Below are 21398 nucleotides of genomic sequence, written 5' to 3'. Positions count from 1 at the left end.
GGTAGCTACGAAGCACTGCCCAGCAGGTGTGGGACTTGTTGTAGCAGTTCGAATACCAAATGCCCAGTGGCGCTTCCCAAACCATCTTTTGCCAAGTCGTGCAGCGACTCGAATGAGCGAGCCAGGATGCTCTTTTTAGGTTCAGATTTTTGCAGTTGTGCATCGATTCGATGCAATTCATCATCGATATCCTCTTTGTGAGGTTCGAGTTTCGGCTCTGCGCCCAGCGCTTGTTTAAGCTGTGCCACTAAGTCGATTAACGAAGTCGTCTCTGCTCCGGTAACGGATTGCGTTATCTGGCTGCCGCTCGCGACGTTGAGTACCGCGCCCTGGCCGGTGCTTGTAACTTGAACGGAATTGGCACCGGTGGCGACCGTGCTCGTGCTGCCTTGGGCAAAATGAAAATTTTGCTGTAGGGGGACTGGGGCGCCGGCTTCCCCTTCAAGCTCCTTGGTGCCTTGCCGGGTTACAAACATCGCTTTCATGCCGAGGGTTGAAGTTGCGTGGCCATCCTGCACCAACTCATTGACGATGCGGGTCACGGTTGAGCGGTCCAGGCCCAGATGCTCTCCTAACGCGACTGGATTAATGCTCACGGACAAAGGTTGACCAGGAGCATACTCGCAGGCAGCTTTATAGGCAGCCTCTAAAAAGTTGATTCTTTGTTGTTTGTGCTGACTAAACATGAGCTGCTTTTGGATTCTGAGCCATTCTTCAACCAAGGAGGAAGGCACGCCGTTGTGTAAATTCTTGAGCCTAGGAAAGATTACGTACTCAATGTGGTGCAGGAATTCGCCCCCCTCGTTACCCCTGCCAAGAAAATAATCGAAATGATGAGTCAGGAAGTCCATTATTCGGTAAGGAGGATTGCATCCCAGCAGCTTCTTAGTAAAGGCTTCATCGTAGTCACCAGGCCTGACCGCCACTTCAAAAGTTTCGAACCCGTGCAGCGTACCATCATCTCCCAAAAAGCCAAAAGGAGTCATTTGGGATTTTGTTTTCCCTAAATCAGCCAAATCAAATGTCTTTCGTGCTTCGGCAGATTCTGCCAAAGAATAGAATTTGCTTATCATTCGAAAATCGTTCCTCCGGAGTATTATGCGAAAATATATCCGATTGCTTGGTTAATCTGAATGAGAATAAAATATTGATATTTTATTTATCAAATGTATATTTTGAATAGGGCTGTTATATTGCTGTGTGCCATTGGCATTTTGCCAAATTCTATTAGCACTTTCTCCTCGGGAAATGATTGTTAAGAGTAATTCGGTAGTTTGAAAACCTTGCTGATGCACCATTTTGCATATTGCAAACGCGCATTTTCAACACATTATAAACCTAACTCCTTAGCCGAGTTGTGCTGGCGCACATTATCCAGTCGGGTATAGCGCCGAATCATCGCTGAGGTCTTGTGCTTGGTCTGGTTCATGACCTTGGAGTCGTCGGCCCCGTTGAGCTTAGAGACCGTTACAAACGAGGCCCGCAGCGAGTGAGCCGTGTAGCCGGAGCCCAAGTATTGCTGGGTGATGAGGTTGATGTATTTGGTCGTCATCCGGCGGGCAGTGAGTTGCTGGTTTTTGCGCAGCGACACAAACACGCACCCCTCGTTCCTGTCCAGCACGCGCAGCCAGGCTTGCAGCGAACGGATGGGGCACAGTTGCGGGTCGGGGGAGTAGAAGATGGCCTTTTCTTCGGCCTGCCCCAGCTGGTTGGTCTTGCTCCTGGTGAGCGAGACGACCAAGCCTTCCGCGTCAAAGGCCAGGTCCTCGATGTTGAGGGCTTCGAGCTCGGAGCGGCGAAAGGCGCCGGTGAAGCCCAGCAAGAGCAGCGCCCGGTTGCGCAGTCCGGTGGGCGTCGAGACGTCGATGTTCCGAATGGTCCGCTTGAAATTGTCGAGCGAAAAGGCGGCGGCTTGCTTGATGCGCGTTTTCTTTTCCCGGGCGATGCCCTTGAGCAGCACCTTGATTTTTTTATCAGCCGTGGGCGAGTCCAGCCCGGCCAGCTCGTGGGCTTTGGCAATGGCCGCCCCGTGACGCTGGATGGTGGCCACCTTCTTGCCGGCATCGGCCAACTCGGTCAGAAATCCGGCCAAGGCTTCGACCGGCGCCGGCAGGGATTCCAACTCGTGCACGGTGCACCAACTTGTGAACCGCTTCCAGTCGCCGGCGTAGGCGCGGATGGTGTTGGCTGCCCCGCGCAGGCCGGACTCGACGTAGCGCGAGGTCGACTCGACCAGGTGAGCCGGCACCTGGGCACCGGAGATTTGGGGGACGACGAGATGCTCGCTCACGGCAACCTATATAGTAAGGAGTAAAACGCTCGAAACCGGCCAGCTTTGCGCTTGCAAGATAAGGAACGATAAGTAAAGCTTATCAGGCCTTATACACTGGCTTTGCAACGAGCCTGAACTAGCGACGCAATGGAGTTAACCCCAGCATTAAAAAATTTATCCGTATTTCAGCCGTTACTTGATACCCTAATAGTGCATCATTCCCGCTTATGGGGAAAAAACTACAACCTACTTCTACCCCTGCGCTACCAAATCCAGCCGACGTGGCGGCTATCGGCGACCCCGGCGATGAAACGCAGCGCAATTTTCGGTACCAGCACGCTTACGGTTCCATTCTGCTGATAGCTGCTGCTACTGGCCTCAATCCTTATGAAGCCATCTGGTGCGAGCACCACGAGGACTTGCTGGCCGAGCGCTCAGACGGCACTTACGATGCTTATCAGGTCAAAACCCGTCGCCCAGAGATAGGCGACTGGACGCTTACCGAAGAGCCCATACGTCACAGCTTAAAGCGGTTTGTGGATTTACACAATCAGTTTGGGGCCAATATTAATCGGTTCGTCATCGTATCTAATGCCGAGTTTTTGACGGTAGGGCTTGGTGTGAGCGATATTAAGAAGCTGAAAACTAGCCCCCGCACCTTTCTAAAGGTGATAGTAGGTTACAACAATGCGGGTGAAGTCGGGGGAGCCTTTGCGGAGGTGCTGACTGCAATGGCTGCCGACTTCGGCTGTGATGTCGAAGTACTGTTTGCGGTCCTGAAGCGAATGGAACTGGTGAAGGGCCCCAACCGGGACCACTTTGATTCGGAGGTGGCGCACATTCACCTACCGAAACTAAAAGATTGCAAACTCATGCCAGCGGCCGAGCTGAACGCAGTGCGGGACGAACTGATTCAAAAGGTTTACGGTGCTTCTTCGTTGCTGATTGAGGACCCACGCCAGCACCTTCCCCACGTGGCAGGGCAAGCGAACCCGCGGCTGCTGGCCAAGCGCGTGTCCGTATCCGTAGTGGCCGCCTGCGTGGGGCAATCGTCAGGCATGGTCTTCCGGTATCAGACAGGAGACGTTACCTTGGCCATTGGGGAGTCTGGAACACAGCGCGACATCCTGCGAAAGAAATTTGTGCAAGGAGGCCTAGTTGACCAACTGCCCCTGATGGAACGCCGAACGCTGGACACCGAAGCACGGCTCATGGCGCTGGCGCACGCCGGTCCGGATACCTTCGACGGATTCCTGAAACAGTTGGAGGGCGTCGTTCAAGCGGAATGCACGGAGGCCCAACTCGTGGCCCAAATCAGCCGCGTCTCTCCCACCGCACCCTATGGGCCAGCCATGTTGGTGAGCGTTTTTCAGCGGTTGAAAGCAATTGCCGAAAACACGCCGCGTAAAGTGGACAACGAGCCGTATGAGTGCTTAGTGGGCATTGCCGGTTTGCTGACTGAACAGTGCACCGTGTGGTGGAGTGATAAATTTAACCTTCACGTGGCATGAGCTTCCGATTAATCAAGGCGGTGGCGGCCACCGAAAACGCCGATGAGCTGCACTTGGCGCGGCTGCTCTTGCTGCTGGGCCAGTCGGACCAGCGCAGCGGCAGCACCATGGCCGGCATCATGAAACTGGCCAAGCTGGACTTTCTGCTGCGGTACCCGAACTGCCTTGAGCGATTGCTGAAATTCAAAAACAAAAACGCAACCAAAGCCAACATTCAACCACACGAGCGCACGTCGATTGAGTCAAAAATGGTGCGCTTCCGCTACGGCCCGTGGGACACCCGCTATCGACGCTGGATAGGATTACTGGTAGCCAAAGGATTAGTGGTTTCCTATGTAAAAGGACACACCGTGCACATCGATTTAACCGATGCCGGCCGCCGGGTGGTCGCCACCCTAAGCGAATCGCCCGCTTTTGCGGATATGCAGGAGCGCAGCAGCTTGATTTATCGTACTGTCGGCTCCATGCCCGCGACGGCGCTGAAAAACCTGATTTACGAAGTATTCCCCGAAATCATTGACATGAAGTGGGGAGAAAACATAGCCCTATGAGCTACCCGATGCACATTCGCTTGGCGAAGTTGACGCTGGTTTTCACCGCCGCCACGGAAGAGCTGCCCTTTGAGGACGTGACGTATTTTTATGGGCAGATGGGAGCAGGTAAATCCAGCATCGCGCGCCTGATTGATTACTGCTTAGGAGGGAAATTCGATTTGTCTCCGGCTTTGCAAAGCGAGTTTACTACGGCCACGCTTAGCCTGTTTGTTAATGAAAAGCCACTGGCGCTGGAAAGGCAACGAGACAGTGAATACGTGGTGTGCAGCTGGCGCGATGAGCAAGGAAACTTCGACCTGATTCTGCCCGCGCGAAAAGCAGGCACAGGCGGGCCGTTGATTCCCGGAACGGAAGTGGAAGTACTGTCCGACCTGCTGTTCTACTTAGCGGGCATTCGGCCACCGCGGGTGCGCCGCAGCAAGCTGAAAGAAGATTCGGAGTTGTCACGCCTGAGTTTGCGGGACCTGCTGTGGTTTTGCTACTTGGACCAGGACGGGTTTGACAGCAATTTCTTTCAACTCGACGGCGGCGACCCGTTCAAGCGCCTCAAAAGCTTAGATGTTCTGCGCTTTATCCTTGGGTTCCATCAGGAACAGGTAGCTGAACTCGAATCTGAACTGCAGGAACTCTACGCCCGCCGGCAACAATTGCAAGGGGCTGCTAAGTCCCTTAAAGAAAGCTTAATCGAAGCCGATGTGGCTTCTGAAGAAGAGATTCAAGCCAAGGTGGGCGTGTTTGAGGCCGAAGCAGCCGACGTCTCACAAAAGCTGACCGATTTGCGGGCCCAGCACCTGCAAATTCCGCACGGCACCGACAGCTTGCGGCAGAAGGCCCGCGCCCTGACGGAAGAAATGGTGGCCCTCGAAGAAGCCGAACCACAGATTTTGCGCACCATAGACCAGGACCGCCGCCACAAAAACGAGATTTTGACGCTCGGCCTAAAAGTGCAGCGGGTAGCCGCCGCTAGGGCGGTTCTTGGTGGCGTGGCCTTCGAAGCGTGTCCGCGGTGCACGCAAACCTTGCCCGAGCGTCCCGCCCATGACTGCCCGGTGTGTGGCCAAGAAGAGCCCACAGAGGGCGGCGCCAACTTGGACCCGGCTGTCATAGCCAGCGACAGCAAAGCGCGCATCGGCGAGCTGGACGATTCCATTGCGCGGCACGAAGACCAACTAGCACGCCTGCGTCGCCGGGCGAGGGAGTTGGCCCGCGACCGGGAGGCGGTCGACAATTCTCTGACGCAACTCATGCGCAACTACGACTCGGCCTACTTATCCACCGCGTTGGTGCTGGAGCGGCGGGCCGCTGAAATAGTTCAGCAAATTAATGATTTGCGCCGGTTGGTGTTGTTGCCGCGAAAAGTGCAAGAGCTATTTCGGCAGGCTGACGAGCTACAAGGGCAAGAAATCACGTTGCGACGCCGACTAGAAGCGGCTCGCATCGGTGCCGAAGCAGACATGGGCAATTTGCACAAGCTGGAAGCCTACTTTCTTGACTGCTTGGTTCGGGCCCAGATGCCGGGTGTTTCGGTTGAAAACACTGTTAAAATCAATACCAAGACCTTTTTGCCGGAAGTGACGGAAGCTTCTACCGGTGATGTAACCGTCATGTCGTTTGCCAACCTAAGCAGCGGCGGAAAAAAAACGCTTTTCAAGGCGTGTTTTGCTTTGGCTATTCACCGCCTAGCCACCGAAGTGGGTGCTATGCTGCCGTCGCTGCTCATCATTGATTCGCCAATGAAGAACATCAGTGAACGTGAAAATAAGGCGCAGTTTGAGGGTTTTCACGCGTTGGTGTATGACCTGCTGGAAGCAGAACTGCAAGGCACGCAGGCCATACTAATTGACAAAGAATTTATCGTTCGTGATGAGACGTCACCTCTAGCTTTCTCCGTGCGGCACATGATGCCGGGTAGTGATGAAAATCCGCCGTTGATTCCTTATTACAAAGGTTTGTAACATGTATGATAGAGAGCACTGGGCATATATGCTTTTCTTATCAGCATGGTCACGTTAGCATGGTCACGGTCCGGCGCTACGGACTAAGAATTTCAGGTAGCGAAGTCCGATGTATCCAGAAAAGGGACTACTTGGTTGAGTAGCTTCCTTCTGTTTGGGAATCAGGCAATTGTCAGCATCTAGTTATATTTACCATCCGCACTTCTGCTTATCACACTTTCTTTCCCTTTATGGTAAAACGCTACTCCTTTTGCGTACTCCTCCTCTTAATAAGTCTACCCTTGCTGGCCCAGCGGCTCAAGCCGGCGGCCGTAAGCTTGCCCCCGCCGATACCGTGTACTTTGACCGGGACTGGGAACGGACCGAAACGCTGGAGGAGGTTTCCTACGCCCGCATTGCCCGACATGATGCAGCTGGCAAGACGGTGGGCACCGTGCGCGACTACTTCTATCCTTCCTGGAAAAAGCAGTGGGAGGGCAAGATGGCCAGCGAAAGGCCCGACAGACCGATGGGCCTCTGCTGCGGCTGGCACGAGAACGGCCAGTTGAGCTTTCGCGGCACGTATATAAATGGAGAGCAGCAAGCTGACTTTCGGAGCTGGCAGCCCAACGGCCGGGAGATAAAATGCACGTATAAAACGGTGGATGCTCTCCCACTCAGCAACGCCACTATTCATTGCAGCACCTGTGTGCACTTAAGTCGCAAGGTGTTTGAAGTAGATGTGCCGGAAGGAACGGCCGGCATTGTGTATAAGCTGGATATCCGGGACGGGGAAACACCGCCCTCCTGGTCAACGGCCATCGGGCTGGCCAGCGCCTTCAGTAACCCTGCCACGGGCACTGTGGCGTTGCTGTCCATGGTGGCTTCGACTCTTTCCAAGCAGAACACCGGCCCCGCGCCCACCGTTAGCACCAAATGCCGGTGGTACATCACCCTCGACCCGGCGGCGGTGCAGCAGTTCCTAGCCTCGCAGGGCTCGATTACCATTCCCAATGCCTGCCTGCGTTCGGCCAGTAATACGCCCCAGGAAACCCGGCCGATTACCCTGCCGCCGGGAACTCGCCGACTTTACGTGTGCGTAAACAATGACAATTTTCGGGCTGATGCCACGGCCACCCTCAGTGTGACGGCCCTGGTGAAAGCCTGTAAGTAGGTTAATCGATTCCCTCGCGGCTCAGGGGCTTCCGCAGCCAATTGCGCAGGGCGTAAATACGGGAGTTGAGGTAGCACTCATGGCAGTGGCGGAAGCTCCATAGGCAATCCACCGTATCCGTGAGCAGGTGAAACAGGATGCCCACGGCGACAATTTGCGTCGCTGGCAGCAGGAGCAGCAAGACGTACACCGGTAGGACGTAGAATGAGTGCAGCGGATGATACCCGATGCTGCAGCGCCGTGGTTCGAAGATGGGTTTGGCCAGCAGGTGGTCCAGGTCAATGAGCATCGTGGCCACCATTATCAGGTAAGCCGTTTGCCACATCAAGGGAAAAAACACCAGCGCCAGCACGGCCGGGAAAGCAAAGTGCAGGCTGTAGTGCACCAGCGTTTGGGCGCTAAATAATTTGAACGGCTTGCGTGGCTGGCGCGGGGCAGTGGGCTGGGTAAAGCGGGCTGTGGTATCGTGGGCTATTGCTTTGGCATACCTGCTGCTCAGCTTCCCCGCTGGCTCCTGTTTCGCTCCGGGCGCGTGGTCCCGGGTGCCCACGACCCGGGGCCGCACTTTCGTAGCTACCGGCTGCTGCGGGGTGGTGAGCCAAGCGTGGGCGGTGACGGTCGTTGCCGTATCGAAATGCTGTGCTGGTAGCGGGAGACGGTATCCGGCGGTAGCGGGAAACTTCGGGACTACAACAGACGAGCGGCAACCGGCCAATACCAGGGCCAAACTGGCGGCAGTGGATAGAATAACGCGAAAAACAGGCAATAGGGGCATTACTTACCTTCAAGCTGCCGTTAGTAGTGGAAGGTGAGGCCCGCGCCCCAACCGTACTGGTTGTCGTAATTGGTGCTGAGCGAGGCGTACTTGCTGACCATGTAGCGGAAGCCGAGGGTAAACTCCCGGTCCGTATTGGCCCGGATGTCCATGAAGACGTTGTTGCTCAGGGGCAGGTCGCGACGCTCCAACTGCGCCCGCAGCTGACCGGTGAGGTCGGTGCGCAGCTCGGCGCGCACGAGCAGGGGCAACATATAGTAAACCCCGACCTCGGCCTGGCGGCGGAAGTTGCGGTTATTGTCTTCGGTGCGGCGGTTGCCACCCTCGCTGTCGGAGGCCGAGCGCAGGGTTTTGTTGTCGCGCAGGTCGTAGCCCACGAAGGCGGCCAGGAACTGCCGCTTGTCGAGATAGCGTAGCAGGTGGGTTTCGGTTTCGTAGTTGCCCTGGTAGTTTACCCGGCCCTCAAATTCGAGGGCGTTCTTGTTGTTGGAGAGGTTGGCTTCCAGAAAGCTGCCCTGCGAGTGCACCGCCAAGTCGGCCCAGGGGTAGAGCTTGTTGTCTTCGCGCTTGAGGTGACGGTAGCCCGTGCGGGCGTACTCGTTCTGGGGGCTGCCCTCGTAGCTGATGACGCGGGCCATGCCCGACATCATGTGGTAGAGGGTGTGGCAGTGGAAAAACCAGTCCTGGTCCTCGTTGGCGTCGAACTCAATGGTGACCTTGCCCATCGACTGAATGTCAAAGGTGTGCTTCATGGGCGAGTACGCGCCCTGCGAGTTAACGAGGCGAAAGAAGTGCCCGTGCAGGTGCAGCGGGTGGCGCATCATGGTCATATTCTGGAAGACCATGCGCACGTTTTCGCCCCTGCGGATGGGAATGTTGTCGGACTCGGACAAGGTTTTGTTGTCGAACGACCAGACGTAGCGCAGCATGTTGCCGGTCAGGGTGAGGTGGATTTCCCGCCACTGCTTCGTGGAGTCCAGGGTGGTGGGGTGCAGGGCGCGCAGCTGGTTATAGTTGAAGTCGCCGCTCATTCCGCCCATGGCCATCCCGCCCATATCCATGCCGCCCATACTGCCCGAATCCTGCAGGCTGCCCATGCCCATGCCGCCCTTTTCCTGCTGGTTCATCGGGCGGTTGCGGGGCGGGGCCGTGGAGGTGGCCGGCGCGGTGCCCTGCTGCATGTCCATGCCCGCCATAGTGCCCGCACCTTGCGGGGCGGGCGTTTTCGTGGCCTGGCCGCCGCTCATGTCCATGCCTTTCATGGCACCGCCGGCCGGAGACGAAGCGCCTTTCGGGCTCATCTGGCCGGCCCCGCCCATGCTCATGCCGGTCATGTTGCCCATGCTGTTCATCTCCCGCGTCATCTGGAAGTAGTTGAGCTTGGGCAGGTCAGGGGTGCGCATGGGCTCGCCCTGCCCGAAGTAGCCGGAGGTGTAGCCCGTCACGTCGGAGGAGGTGGCCCGCAGCTCGGCCGCGCCCATCGCGGGCACGGTGATGAGCAGGTCGTAGGTTTCGGCGGTGGCAATTTCGAGCTTGCTGGTCGGGAAGGGCTCCACGTTGATGCCATCGGCGGCGATGACCTGCATCGGCCCGCCGGCATACTGTATCTTGAAGTAGGATGAGGCGCTGCCGTTGATGATGCGCAGGCGTACCACCTCGCCGGGCTGGGCATCTTTGAAGTAGCTCAGCTCCTGTCCGTTCATCAGGAACTTGTTGTAGAACACGTCGGCCACGTCCATGGCCGGCATCCGCTGCCATTCCTGCTTGAGCTTGTCCTTGAAGTAGCCGGCGGCCAGGGCCTCGCCGTAGCTCTGGGTCGCGCCTTTCTGCACGGCAAACCACTCGCCGGCCCGCTTGAGGTAGCGCAGCACTTCTTTGGGACGGTGGTCGGTCCAGTCGGAGAGCACCAGCACGTACTCTTTTAGCTGATACTGGATTTCCTGGGGCTGCACCACGATGGAGCCGTAGAGCCCGGCCTGCTCCTGGAGCATGGTGTGGGAGTGGTACCAGTAGGTGCCGCTCTGCCGCAGCGGGAAGGTGTAGGTGTGCACGGCCCCGGCCTTGATGGGGTCTGTCGTCAGATAAGGCACCCCATCATATTGATTGGGCACCAGTAGGCCGTGCCAGTGCACGGAGGTTTCCATCGCCATCTGGTTGTGAACCCGGATAACGGCAGTGTCGCCCTCGTTGAAGCGCAGGGTAGGGGCCGGAATCTGGCCGTTGATGCCAATGGCGTGGCGCATTTTGCCGGTGAAATTGACCATACGGTCTTCCACGTACAGGTCGTATTCAACCCGCTTGCCGACGTAGCTCGTCCGGGGCGTGACGATGGTGCCCCGCGCCTGCTCCGCCGGCGGGGCCGATTGGGTGAGGTAGGGTTCCTGCGGCTTGGGCATGGCCATGCCGGGCATCGACTGCGCCCCGGCCCCGAGGGTAGAAAGTAGCAGGGTAAGTAAAATCAGAACTCTCATGGCGCTATTGCTTGGGCGTCGGTTGGTTCCGGGCCGGGTTGTTGTCCTTGAAGCGGAACTTGTCTAGGGGGTTGGGCATCGACATGCCGGGCATATTGCCCATTGCGGGCTTGGCCTGGCCCTTTTCCATGCCGGGCATATCAGCCATGTTGCCCGGGGCCGGCGCGGGCTGCGCGGCGGGCATTTTCATGCCTGGCATATCCGCCATTCCCTCCATTCCTGCTTGCGCCTTGCCGGGCTTTTTCGCCCCCGCCGACTGGCTCTTCATGCCGGGCATAGGGGCCATGCCGGGCATTTCCTTCCGCTGGTTCGGGCTGGCCGAACGGTTCATTTTCATGCCTGGCGGCATCTTTTGCGACGTGTTGGCGGCGGGCATCTTCATACCGGTCATGTCAGCCATGGCCCCCGGCTTGGCCGCCGGGCGCGCCGGGCTGGCTGGCTTCGGGCTGCTCATGTCCATGCCCGGCATGTCGGCCGAGTGGGGCTTTTCAGCCGGGAGCTGCTGCCCGGACGCCCCTTTTTCGGCATGTTCATCCGCCCCTGCTTTGTCGTTGTGGCCGCCGGCTTCCATCTCCATGCCGGGCATTGCGCCCGCCTCGTCGTCGTGGCCGTGATGTTTCGACACCAGGTGGCCCTGCGGCCCTACTCCCTCCACGTACACCAGTTGCGCGCCCCGGTGGCCGGCCACCGACAGCACGCCGGCCGCCGCCAACGCAAACCCGAGCACCAGGATTTCATAGGCGCGGCGCTGAATCTGGAAGAACTGCCCAATGCCGCGCAGCAGCAGCGTGATGCCCGAGAGCCACAGCGTGTAGCCCGCAAACTTCTCGTGGGCAGCAAACACGGCCGCCGCCCGGGGAGCCAGGCCCGTGGGCATGGCGTGAAACGTGGTGCTGGCGGCCAGCGCCCCCGCAAAACCGCCGGCCAGTATCAGCAGGGTGCCCCAGCGAACCTGCTCCCAGTCTTTGAAAACCAGAACCACTTGCAGGGCTGCCCCCAACAGGATGAGCACGATGGGGACGTGCACGACCAGGGGTGTAAGTTGGGGAAATCTGAAAACATAGTCAGGCGGTTAGGTAGGGTAAATAAGGGCGGTTGCGGGCTGGCGAGGGCCGCCCGGCAACCCCGGCCCCAACAAAAACGCCCGACGAAGCCGGGCGTTTTGAAGAGAGCGAAGGCTGTTTACGCAGCGGCTATCTTAAAGCCGGCCTGCTCGACGGCCTGCACGACTTCTTCCGGCGAAAGCTTGTCCGAGTTCACGGTCAGAATCTTATCGGGGTTAGCCGTATCGACCTGCCAGTTGCCGGCACCGGCCTGCTCGTTGAGGGTGGGCGTGACGGCCTTGATGCAGCCGCCGCAGTTGATGTTGGTTTTGAATTGAAGCGTTTTCATGACGAGTTGAGTTAAGGAACCCACACCGGGCCCGTGCAAATACAACACGCAAAGCTGCGGCCAAGGTGGCACCACCGGGGTACAGAATTGCGCAGGGGGCTTGCATGATTTCCCGTCCCCCCGCCATCAGCGGCAAAGCGGGCTTAGGCAGCGGTGCTCAGGCCGGCGCGGCAAGCTTCCTCACAGCGGCGGCAGGCCTCGGCGCACTCCTTGCAATGCTGCATGTGGGCTCCGTGCTTTTCGCACTCGTCGCCGCAGGCCTTGCACACTTCGGCGCACTCGCGCAGCAAATGCGCGGCGTGCTCCGAACCACGGGCCAGCAGCCGGGCCGTCAGGGCACAGACATCGGCGCAATCGCGGTCGAGGCTAATACAGCGAGCCATCATTTTGACATCATCTTCCTGCAGGCAGGCGGTGGCGCAGTGCTCGCAGGCGGCGATGCAGGCGTTGAGGGCGTCGAGGAGAGATTTATTCTGAGCGTGCATGGGTAATGGAATTAGGAGTGAACGGCGTTGCGCCTGAGTTACTCCTGCTTATACCCGCCGTTCTTAGGCTGGTTTTACATCAATTGCCCCGTGGCTTGCATCATTTGGTGCTGCCGGGTCAAGCGGTAGTTCCACCATTTTCTCGAAGGATAGGGAAAACCGATGCTCCTCTCCTACGCGCTTCTGATTGGAAGTGAAATCAACCCGCTTAAACGAGGCAGGGCCGTAATCCGCCAGCCACGTTTCCCCGATTAAGAGTGGGAAGACGGGTATGTCAATGGTCTTCAAAGGAGGCGTAATCGCCAGGAATCGAACCTTATCGACCCGACTGAAGGGCAATGCCAACTGGAAATAGTAGTTGGCATAGTAGAGCACAAACACCTTTTCCGGGATGTCGGCTGGTGCTGTCTCGTTACGGGTGTAGAGTTGGGCGAAGGGTGCCGGAAATACCGGCGGTCCGGGAATGGAGTGCATCATTACGCTTAGCAAGCCCATGCCCTGGGCCGCTTCATCATGCTCCTCCGAGGTAACGAACCGTCTGGCCCACGCATAGTCGGCCACTTCCGGCTCATCAAGTAAGCAAAGGGCCATTTTCAGCAACAGCTTGACCAGATGAATCGGAATGTAGCTGGGGCGAGTAGTTACCAGCTGCGCCGAGTTTGTAGCCTCATCAATGATGAGCGGGTCCTGGCCCTGAATCGTCTTGATGTGCAGCCCTTCCGCGCCCATCGACACCTCCAGCCCGGTCTTGTTGTCCTTGAATTTGGGGACTTTCTTGTTCTTGCCTTTAATCTGGTTAAAGGTTCGGGCCACGCCCAGGTAGTTGGCGAACGAGTCTTCGTACTTCGCAAACAACGCGTTGCACGTGTCGCACTCGAAGTAGGAAAGAATATTGCGGTTGCCCATAAAGTCGGGCATTACGTGCGCATCCTTCCGGAACGACACCTCCGGTTCCGTTCTGCCACAAAACCGGCAAGCCCTAGGCGTGGGCGTCCCTAAATAAAATGGCGTGTCCAAGGGACCAACCATCATTTGACAAGTATATGCCCCAAAGAACTGTTGGGCACGTTGTTGATTTACTGCATCGGCCGGCATGGGTAGTTGCAGTGTTCTGGTAATTCTGGCCATGAAGAGGACGTGGTGCTGTGAAAGATGAAAGAGAAGCAAAACGCGGGGCGAAGCCTGGTAAGTTTCTAACTCGTCTTATTTGTCTTCGACAACCAGCAATAGTCTTGCTAATCAATGTTCTGCGCCAAAACCACCTGTTGGCGATAGACGGAGGGCGAGCACTGCGCAAACCGTCGGAACTGGCCGGAGAAGTGCGCCAGGCTGCCGTAGCCCAGCTGCCGGGCAATGCGCCCGATGTCGAGCCGGGAGGTCTGTAGCAATTCCTGCGCGTAGGCCAGCCGCTGGCGGGTGATGTAGCTGATAAGGCTTTCGTGGCCGGGCAGTTGGGCGAAGGCCGCGTGCAGGCGGCGGCCGTCCAGGCCCACCTCCCGGGCCAGGGCGGGAATGAATTCGCGGTGCCGCAGCGTGTTGCCGGAGCGCCGCAGCAGCTGGGCCACGGCCTGTTTCACCCGGTCTACCAGCGCCTGCGCAGGGCTTTCCAGCAGGGCAAAGCCGGCCGCAGCCAGTGCCTGGCGAATACGGGCCCAGTCCAACTGCTCGGCGTGACCGGCCACCGTCGCCGCGCCGAGCCGCACCTCCAGCACCCGCAGCCCCAGGCTTTCCAGCTCCCGCCGCACCACCCGAATACCGCGCGCGCAGACCATGTGCTTGATGTAAAGCACACAGCCGGCATCGTCGGGCGTGGGGAGTGAAGTGAGAGACATGGCGAGAACCTTAGACGGCGGGCTGCACCGGGTTCTGGTCGGCAGGCGGCGTGAGCGGCTGGGCATCCAGCTCCTGCGGGTGGGCATCGAGACTGACTTCGTGGTGGCCGCGCAGGTACTGGGCCAGGGCCTTTTCGCCGAAGAGCCAGAACACCACTGGCGTCACCACGATGTCGAGGAAGGTGGAGCTGAGCAACCCGCCGAGGATGACGGTGGCCACCGGGTAGAGGATTTCCTTGCCCGGCGCGTCCTTAGCCAGCGTGAGCGGCACCAGGGCCAGCGCCGCCACCAGGGCCGTCATCAGCACCGGCACCAGGCGTTCGAGCGAGCCCCGGATAATCATCTCCTTGCTGAACTTCTCGCCCTCGTGCTCCACGAGGTGGATGTAGTGCGAAATCATCATGATGCCGTTGCGCGAGGCAATGCCGGTGAGGGTGATGAAGCCCACCAGCGAGGCAATGCTAAACGTGCCGCCCGTGAGCAGCACGGCCACCACCGAGCCGATGAGGGCCAGCGGAATGTTGAGCATAATCTGCCCCACCATCAGCCCGGACTTGAAGTGCGAGTACAGCACCAGGAAGATGCCGGCCAGCGAAAACAGGCTCAGCCAGAGAATCTTCTGCGAGGCCGACTGCTGGCTTTCAAACTGGCCGCCGTAGGTCAGGTAGTAGCCCGCCGGCAGCTTCACCTGCTGGTTGATGCGGGCCTGCACTTCCTTGACGGTGCTGCCCAGGTCGCGCCCGGCCACGTTCATCGAGACGGTGATGCGGCGCTGGGTGTTTTCGTGGTTGACGGTGTTGGGGCCGGGCTCGTAGCTTACGTCGGCCACCTGGCTCACCGGAATCAGCGCCCCGGACGGGGTTTCGATGCGGGTCTGGGCGATGGTGGCGATGTCGTTGCGCTGGGCTTCGGGCAGCTTCACAATGAGGTCGAAGCGCTTCTGGCCGTCGAGCATCTGCGACACCACGTCGCCCTGAAACAGCGTTTCCAGCGTGGCCACCACCTGGCCGCGCTCCAGGCCGTAGGCCCGCAGGGCGGCATCGCGGGGGCGCACCAGCAGCTGCGGAATCTGCACCTGCTTTTCCACCTGCAAGTCGACTACGCCGGGCACCGCGCCGGCGGCGGTGCGGATTTCGTTGGCGTAGCGGCGTAGCTCCAGCAGGTCGTTGCCGAAGATTTTGATGGCTACTTGCGCCCGCACCCCGCTCAGCAGGTGGTCGAGGCGGTGGCTGATGGGCTGGCCGATGTTGACGTTCACACCGGTAATCAGGCCCAGCCGCTGGCGCAGGTCGGCCAGGATTTCCTCCCGGCTGCGCATCTTTTTTCCCTCTCGTTCCAACTCCTGCTCGGTTTTGAAGGCCACTTCGATTTCCGAGTTATTGACCGACTCGGCGTGTTCGTCCAGTTCGGCGCGGCCGGTGCGGCGGGCAGTGTAGGCCACTTCGGGCAGCTGCAAAATCTGCTCCTCCCCCAGCGTGCCCAGCTTGTTGGACTCGGTGAGCGAGGTGCCGGCCGGGGCCGAGAAATTGACCGTGAGCGAGCCCTCGTTAAAGGGCGGCAGGAACTCAGTGCCGAAGAAAGGCACCAGTGAGGCCGCCAGCGCGAACAGCAGCCCGGTGACCGTAAGCACCATTTTTGGGTGGGCCAGGCCCCAGCCCAGCAGGCCAGTGTCCTTACGCTTAAGCCAGCGCACCAGGCCCCCTTCCTGCTCGGCCGCCCGAATCTGCTTCATCTTGGGCAGCAGGTAGTAGCAGAGCACCGGCGTAATGGTGAGCGACACGAACAGCGAGGCCACGATGCTGGTGATGTAGGCAATGCCCAGTGGGGCGAAAATGCGCCCTTCCATGCCTTCAAGCGCGAAGAGCGGCAGGAATACCAGCACCACGATGATGGTGGCGTACACGATGGAGTTGCGCACCTCCGAGGAGGCGGCGTAAATCACCTGCAAGGCCGGTTTGGGCTGGGGCAGGTATTGGTTTTCGCGCAGCCGCCGGAACACGTTTTCCACGTCCACGATGGCGTCATCCACCAGCTCGCCGATGGCAATGGCCAGCCCGCCCAGCGTCATGGTGTTGATGCTAATGCCGGCTACCCGGAACACCAGCGCCGTCACCAGCAGCGAGAGTGGAATAGCTACCAGCGAGATAAAGGTGGTGCGCACGTTCAGCAGGAACGCAAACAGCACGATGACCACCAGAATAGCTCCGTCGCGCAGCGCCTCCTCGACGTTGGTAATCGACGACTCGATAAAATCGGCCTGCTTGAACAGGCGCGTGTTCACTTGCACGTCCTTCGGCAGCGAGGGCTTCAACTCGACCAGCGCCTTTTCCACGGCCTGCGTCAGGCCCACGGTGGCCGTGCCCGGCTGCTTCTCGATGCTCAGAATGACAGCGGGCTTGCCGTTCACGCTGCCGTCGCCGCGCTTGAAGCGGGCCCCGAAAGCCACGGTGGCCACCTGCTTCACGCTGATGGGCGAGCCCTGCCGGTAGCCGACGATGATGTTCTCGATATCGGCCACTGAGCGCAGGCGGCCCAGGTTGCGAATGAGCACCTCCGAGCCGTTGCGGTCGAAGAAGTTGCCGGTGGTGTTGAGGTTGGAGCGGCGCAACGCCTCCTCCACCTGCGTCACGGTCAGGCCCGTGGCGTTCAGGCGGGGCATGTCCAGCAGCACCTGGTACTGCAGGTTGTCGCCGCCGATGGGAATGACCTGGGCCACGCCGGGAATGGAGAGCAGGCGCTGGCGCACGGTGTAGTTGGCCAGCGTGCGCAGGTCGGCGGCGTTGGTCTGCTGGCCGCCCGAGAGGCCTACCAGCATAATCTGGCCCATAACCGAGGAAATTGGCCCCAGCACCGGTGTGATGCCGGTGGGCAGCTGCCCGCTCACGGTTTGCAGCTTCTCGGCCACAATCTGGCGGGCGGTGAAAATGTCGGTGCCGTAGTCGAACTCCACGAACACCATGCCCAGGCCGATGGCCGAGTTGGAGCGCACGGCCGCCACGCCGGTAGCCCCGTTCAGGGCCGTTTCCACGGGCAGCGTCACCAGGGCCTCCACTTCTTCGGGGCCATGCCGGCTGCTTCGAGGAACACGGTCACGCGGGGCGGTCCAGGTCGGGCAGCACGTCCACGGGCAGCTGGCGCGCCGTGTAGGTGCCGGCAATGAGCAGGCCCACGGCAAAGGCCAGCATGAGCAGGCGGTTTTGCAGGGCAAATCGAATGATGCGGTCAAGCATGAGTATCTAGGGAAGAGCGGGTAAGAGAAGGCGCAGGCCGGGGCCGGGGCGCAGGCTGTCCACGTGCGCCACGAAGGGCTGGGACCCGGGGCGGGCGTGCAGGTGTAGGCCCGCCGGCTGGCGGCGTTTGAGAGCGGGCAGCAGAAAGCCCACTAGGTCTACCGGCCCAGGGGCGAAGCGGCCGCGGGCACCCAGGCCCGAACCCACCACGTCGGCGGGGCTGGCCGTGGGGAAGGCCGCCACCTGCCACCACACGGCCGATGGCTGGCCCAACAGCCGGAAGGGCTGCCCGGCGCGGGCATCGAGGCCGGCCCGCCGGGCCGCCTCGCGGATAAAGTGCGCCAGTTGCGCCGGCGTGGTCACGGTGGCCGGCACGGCCCCCGCGTCGTTCCAGCAGGCGACCCGGCTCCGCAGCAGCCAGGCCGCTCGGCCCCGGAAACCGACCGTGGTTTCGGTGGCTCCATCGGGCCGGTGGCGGGTGGTATGGGCCTGGCCGTTGAACACCAGCACCTCGCCGCCGCCCTCAGCCACGCCCACCGCGCAGAGCAGGGGCCGGGCCGTGAGCGTATCGAGCACCACCGCGCCGGCCGCCCACCGATGCTGCGCGGCCAGGGGCAGCGTCAACACCAGCAACAGCAGGCCAGCCCCGCCGCGTTGCAGCGCGGCGCACAACCAGGGCAGGCGGCGAACGAGAGCGGGGTGCATGGCCGGGCTATTGGTTCAGGTAGATGGACTTGAGCTGGTAGGTGCCCACGCTCACCACCCGGTCGTTTTCGTTCACGTCGCCGGCCAGCAGTACCGTCTGCTCGCCGTTGGCCGAGCCCGGCTGCACGTAGCGGATTTTGAAGGTTTCCGGGTCGGTGTGCACGAAGACCACGGGCTTGCCGTTCAGGTCGGTCAGCGCCGAGGTGGGCACCACCAGCTGCTTTTTGCCGCCGCCGCTGCGGCCCAGCACCTGCACGTTCACGGCCTGGCCGGCGCGGAACAGGTTGGTGCCGGTGGGGTCGAGTTCGAGCACCAGCTGGCGGGCTTGGTTCACGGGGTTCACCACGTTGCTGAACACCACCAGCCGGGCCGGGGCGCTGCCGGTTTGCCCCTGCAGGCCTTCCACCTGAAACTGAGCCCCGGCCGGAATCTTGTTCAAATCCTGCGCAAACACCTGGGCTTCCACCCGCAGCTTGCCAGGATTGAGCACCCGAAACAGCTCGTCGCCCTGGGTCACCTGCTGGCCCACCGCGAGGGTAAACACGTCCACCGTGCCGCTGATGGGCGAAGTGATGGTGACGCGGCGGTTGCGGGCCTGCCCGTTGAGAATGCCCGCGTTCTGGCGGGCCTGGCGCAGGCGCAGCTCGGCGGCCACCACGTCCTTGCGGGCGGCGATGTCGGCGATAGTTTGCAGGCGGGCGTAGTCCTGCTGGGCGGCCCGCAGCTCAGCCTGGGCGTTGGCCCGCTCGGTGCTGAGGCCGATTTGCTGGGTCGCGTCCAGGGTCTGGTCGATGACGGCCAGCACCTGCCCGGCGCGCACCGGCTGGCCTACCGTGGCCGCGAGGCTCACGATGCGCCCGGTCTGGGGCACCACCACCCGGCCTTCGCCTCCGGCGGCCGAGGCCACGGTACCATAGAGCGTGAGGCGATTATACGTGTCGGAGTAGCCGGCCAGGGCCGTGCGCACCCCGAACAGAAACTGGCTTTCCTTGGGCAACGCCACTGCATCGGTCATGGCCACGCCGGTGGAGGCGGTTGCGGCCCCGCCGTGGTCTTCGCCACCGTGCGCCCACAGCGCGGCGGGCGGGGGCAGCAGCACGGAAAAGGCCAGCCCGAGGGCGGCCGTGGTGGCGAGAAACTTATGCGTGGTTTTCATAAACAGCGGGCGTTGAGGTGGGAACGGCGGCCACCGGGCGACGGCGGCGCATAACCAGGGCAGTGAGGGCAATGCCCAGCGCGAAGGCCCCGAAGAGCAGCAGCACCGTTTTCCAGGAGCCGATGAGTGGCGCGGCGGCCGGGGCCGGAACCGCCGCCACGGGCAGCAGCTTGCCGACTTCGATGCCGGAGAGCAGCATCAAATCGGCTTTGTCGCCGGCCACGATGTTCACGGCCAGGCTGTATTTCTTATTGGCCGGAAAAGTGCCCTCGACCAGGTAAGCCCCCGGCGACTTTTCGGATACCGTGAATTTCAGTTCGGCCGCTTCCGGGCAGGTCACCGTCAGCTTGGCCCCCTTGATGGGCGCGTTGGTGGCGTAGTCCGACACGAACAGCCGCATGTCGGCGTCTTCGCCTTTTTTCAAAGGCTCGAAGCGCAGCAGCAGCTCGAAGCTTTCGGACAGGGCCGCCACCGAGAAAGTAGTGGCCACCGGCCCGGCCGAGGGCTTGGCCGCGTCGCCGTGGTCTTCGCCGCCGTGGGCGCGGGCCCCGGTGGCCAGCAGCAGGGCCAGCAAAAGCAGGAGGAGGTTCTTCATTATTGTCCCCGCAGGTAGTTAAGTGCAACGATGGCCTGACGGTAGTCCCGGATGGTGGTCAGGTAGGTATTCTGAATGGTAAAGGCCTGGTTCAGGCTCTGAATCAGCACCAGATAGCTGATTTCGCCGGCCTTGAACAGGCGCTGCGACTGGCTGATGATGGCCCGCGACTGGGGCAGCCCGGTCTGCTCGTAATAAGTCAGCGAAGCGGCAAACTTGCGCGTGTCGGCCACCGCTTGTTGGTACTGAGTGCCCAGGTCGAGGCGCTGCACCTGCAGCTGGGCCTGGGCGGCCTTGCTGCGCGCCGTGGCCGCTTGCAATTGCGAGCGGTAGGTCCAGAACCAGATGGGCACCGACACCCCGAACTGGAAACGGTAGCGGTAAGGCGAGTCGCCATATGCCTGATTCTGATAGCCCAGCGTGAGGGCCGGGGTGCGCCGCGCCCGCACCAGGCTGATGCCCGACTGGCTCAGGGCCACATTCTGGCCGTAGTAGGCCAGCGTAGGACTTAGGGCAACGGCGGCGCTGTCCTGGGTGGGCAGCGTGCCTAGCAGCTCCGCGCCGGCGCGGGCCAGCTCAGGGCCGGTCTGGCGCAGGTCGGTGTCAGCCGTCAGGTTGGCTTCCGGCTGCCCGAGCAGCAAACCCAGGCGGCGTTGCGCCGCGCGCTGGTCCACCACGGCCTGGTCGAGCTGGTTGCGCACCTGCCGGGCTTCAGCCTCGGTGCTCACGCGCTGCAGGGCCGTCACCTCGCCCGCCTTGAACAGGCGCTCGGTTGCCACTTGCAGCGCTTGAAACAGGCTGTCCTGGTAGGTGAGTTGGCGCACCTGCGCTTCGGCAAATTGCAAGCTCAGGTAGGCCTGACGCACGTCGCGGCGCACGGTAGCGCGGTTCACGTCCAGGCCCCGTTCGGCCAGGGTGATGCCGGCCTGCGCGGCCTGGGCCTGCCGGCGGTACACCGTGGGAAAGTCGATGGTTTGCACTACGCCCGGGGCCCACCGCTCACCCGTGGGCGCGGAGAACAGAAAGTCCGGGTTGGTGGGCGAGAAGCTGCCGCGCTTCAGGGCGCGCTGCTCCGCGATTTCCTCGGCCGACTGGCGCAGGCGCGGGTGCCGGCGCAGGGCCTGCTGCTCGGCACTATCGAGGCGCACCACAACCTGCTGCGCCCCCGCCGGGCCGGCCAGTAACACCAGCAGCAGCAAGAGCCCGAACCGGCGCTGGCGAATGGGAAGATTGTTCATAAGCATTGGTTAGGCCGCTGGCCCCTCCGCCGGCAGCAGCCAGCGGAGGGGAGCGGTACACGAAAGGCGGCCCG

19 protein-coding genes are annotated in these 21398 nt (G+C 60.9%); 4 read left to right on the top strand and 15 right to left on the bottom strand.

What is annotated here, in order from left to right:
- Positions 1-5: 5 nt before the first annotated feature.
- Both MUN81_RS22225 and MUN81_RS22220 read right to left on the bottom strand, forming a co-directional pair.
- A complete protein-coding gene (locus MUN81_RS22225) occupies positions 6-1073 on the bottom strand; it encodes a hypothetical protein (protein WP_245117573.1) in 1068 nt (355 codons plus the stop codon).
- 257 nt (positions 1074-1330) lie between these two features.
- Positions 1331-2290, bottom strand: a complete 960-nt coding sequence (locus MUN81_RS22220) for a tyrosine-type recombinase/integrase (protein WP_245117572.1) — start codon at positions 2288-2290, stop codon at positions 1331-1333.
- A 209-nt stretch (positions 2291-2499) separates the two neighbouring features.
- On the opposite strand from MUN81_RS22220, the gene MUN81_RS22215 reads away from it, so the two are divergent.
- The 4 genes from MUN81_RS22215 to MUN81_RS22200 all read left to right on the top strand — a co-directional run bounded on the left by MUN81_RS22215 (position 2500) and on the right by MUN81_RS22200 (position 7445).
- Positions 2500-3783 (top strand): dsDNA nuclease domain-containing protein, encoded by a 1284-nt coding sequence (locus MUN81_RS22215; protein ID WP_245117571.1) that lies wholly within the window; start codon positions 2500-2502, stop codon positions 3781-3783.
- Positions 3780-4334, top strand: a complete 555-nt coding sequence (locus MUN81_RS22210; protein ID WP_245117569.1) for a hypothetical protein — start codon at positions 3780-3782, stop codon at positions 4332-4334. The genes MUN81_RS22215 and MUN81_RS22210 overlap by 4 nt, the downstream gene beginning before the upstream one ends.
- Positions 4331-6292: an AAA family ATPase gene (locus MUN81_RS22205; RefSeq protein WP_245117568.1), complete on the top strand. Its 1962-nt coding sequence runs from the start codon at positions 4331-4333 to the stop codon at positions 6290-6292. The genes MUN81_RS22210 and MUN81_RS22205 overlap by 4 nt, the downstream gene beginning before the upstream one ends.
- A 334-nt stretch (positions 6293-6626) precedes the next feature.
- On the top strand, positions 6627-7445 hold the full coding sequence (locus tag MUN81_RS22200; RefSeq protein WP_245117566.1) for a hypothetical protein: 819 nt from the start codon (positions 6627-6629) through the stop codon (positions 7443-7445).
- 1 nt (position 7446) lies between these two features.
- On the opposite strand, the gene MUN81_RS22195 is transcribed toward MUN81_RS22200, so the two are convergent.
- The 13 genes from MUN81_RS22195 to MUN81_RS22140 form a co-directional block, all read right to left on the bottom strand.
- The gene (locus MUN81_RS22195; RefSeq protein ID WP_245117564.1) at positions 7447-8010 is read right to left on the bottom strand and encodes a DUF6122 family protein; all 564 of its coding nucleotides are present in this window, start codon (positions 8008-8010) and stop codon (positions 7447-7449) included.
- A gap of 230 nt (positions 8011-8240) precedes the next feature.
- A complete protein-coding gene (locus MUN81_RS22190) occupies positions 8241-10691 on the bottom strand; it encodes a multicopper oxidase domain-containing protein (RefSeq protein ID WP_245117562.1) in 2451 nt (816 codons plus the stop codon).
- 4 nt (positions 10692-10695) lie between these two features.
- Positions 10696-11718 carry a hypothetical protein gene (locus MUN81_RS22185; RefSeq protein WP_245117561.1) on the bottom strand — a complete coding sequence of 341 codons (1023 nt, stop codon included), beginning with the start codon at positions 11716-11718 and terminating at the stop codon, positions 10696-10698.
- Positions 11719-11873: 155 nt separating this feature from the next.
- Positions 11874-12083 (bottom strand): heavy-metal-associated domain-containing protein, encoded by a 210-nt coding sequence (locus MUN81_RS22180; protein ID WP_245117559.1) that lies wholly within the window; start codon positions 12081-12083, stop codon positions 11874-11876.
- Between the two features lie 143 nt (positions 12084-12226).
- The gene (locus tag MUN81_RS22175; protein ID WP_245117557.1) at positions 12227-12568 is read right to left on the bottom strand and encodes a four-helix bundle copper-binding protein; all 342 of its coding nucleotides are present in this window, start codon (positions 12566-12568) and stop codon (positions 12227-12229) included.
- A 63-nt stretch (positions 12569-12631) separates the two neighbouring features.
- Positions 12632-13696 (bottom strand): HNH endonuclease, encoded by a 1065-nt coding sequence (locus MUN81_RS22170; protein ID WP_245117556.1) that lies wholly within the window; start codon positions 13694-13696, stop codon positions 12632-12634.
- 107 nt (positions 13697-13803) lie between these two features.
- Positions 13804-14400, bottom strand: a complete 597-nt coding sequence (locus MUN81_RS22165; protein WP_245117555.1) for a helix-turn-helix transcriptional regulator — start codon at positions 14398-14400, stop codon at positions 13804-13806.
- A 10-nt stretch (positions 14401-14410) separates the two neighbouring features.
- Complete coding sequence (locus MUN81_RS22160; protein ID WP_348533182.1) at positions 14411-17452, bottom strand: efflux RND transporter permease subunit; 3042 nt, start codon at positions 17450-17452, stop codon at positions 14411-14413.
- A 37-nt stretch (positions 17453-17489) separates the two neighbouring features.
- Positions 17490-17630 (bottom strand): hypothetical protein, encoded by a 141-nt coding sequence (locus MUN81_RS22850; RefSeq protein WP_348533181.1) that lies wholly within the window; start codon positions 17628-17630, stop codon positions 17490-17492.
- A gap of 6 nt (positions 17631-17636) precedes the next feature.
- Positions 17637-18335 (bottom strand): hypothetical protein, encoded by a 699-nt coding sequence (locus tag MUN81_RS22155; protein WP_245117554.1) that lies wholly within the window; start codon positions 18333-18335, stop codon positions 17637-17639.
- A 7-nt stretch (positions 18336-18342) separates the two neighbouring features.
- Positions 18343-19491, bottom strand: a complete 1149-nt coding sequence (locus MUN81_RS22150; RefSeq protein WP_245117552.1) for an efflux RND transporter periplasmic adaptor subunit — start codon at positions 19489-19491, stop codon at positions 18343-18345.
- Positions 19475-20086: a hypothetical protein gene (locus MUN81_RS22145; RefSeq protein ID WP_245117551.1), complete on the bottom strand. Its 612-nt coding sequence runs from the start codon at positions 20084-20086 to the stop codon at positions 19475-19477. Before MUN81_RS22145 ends, MUN81_RS22150 begins: the two co-directional genes overlap by 17 nt.
- Positions 20086-21324, bottom strand: a complete 1239-nt coding sequence (locus MUN81_RS22140; RefSeq protein WP_245117549.1) for a TolC family protein — start codon at positions 21322-21324, stop codon at positions 20086-20088. The genes MUN81_RS22145 and MUN81_RS22140 overlap by 1 nt, the downstream gene beginning before the upstream one ends.
- Between the last annotated feature and the right edge of the window lie 74 nt (positions 21325-21398).

The organism is Hymenobacter sp. 5317J-9 (genome assembly GCF_022921075.1).
Lineage (GTDB): Bacteria > Bacteroidota > Bacteroidia > Cytophagales > Hymenobacteraceae > Hymenobacter.
This window is presented reverse-complemented; position numbering and strand designations above follow the sequence as displayed.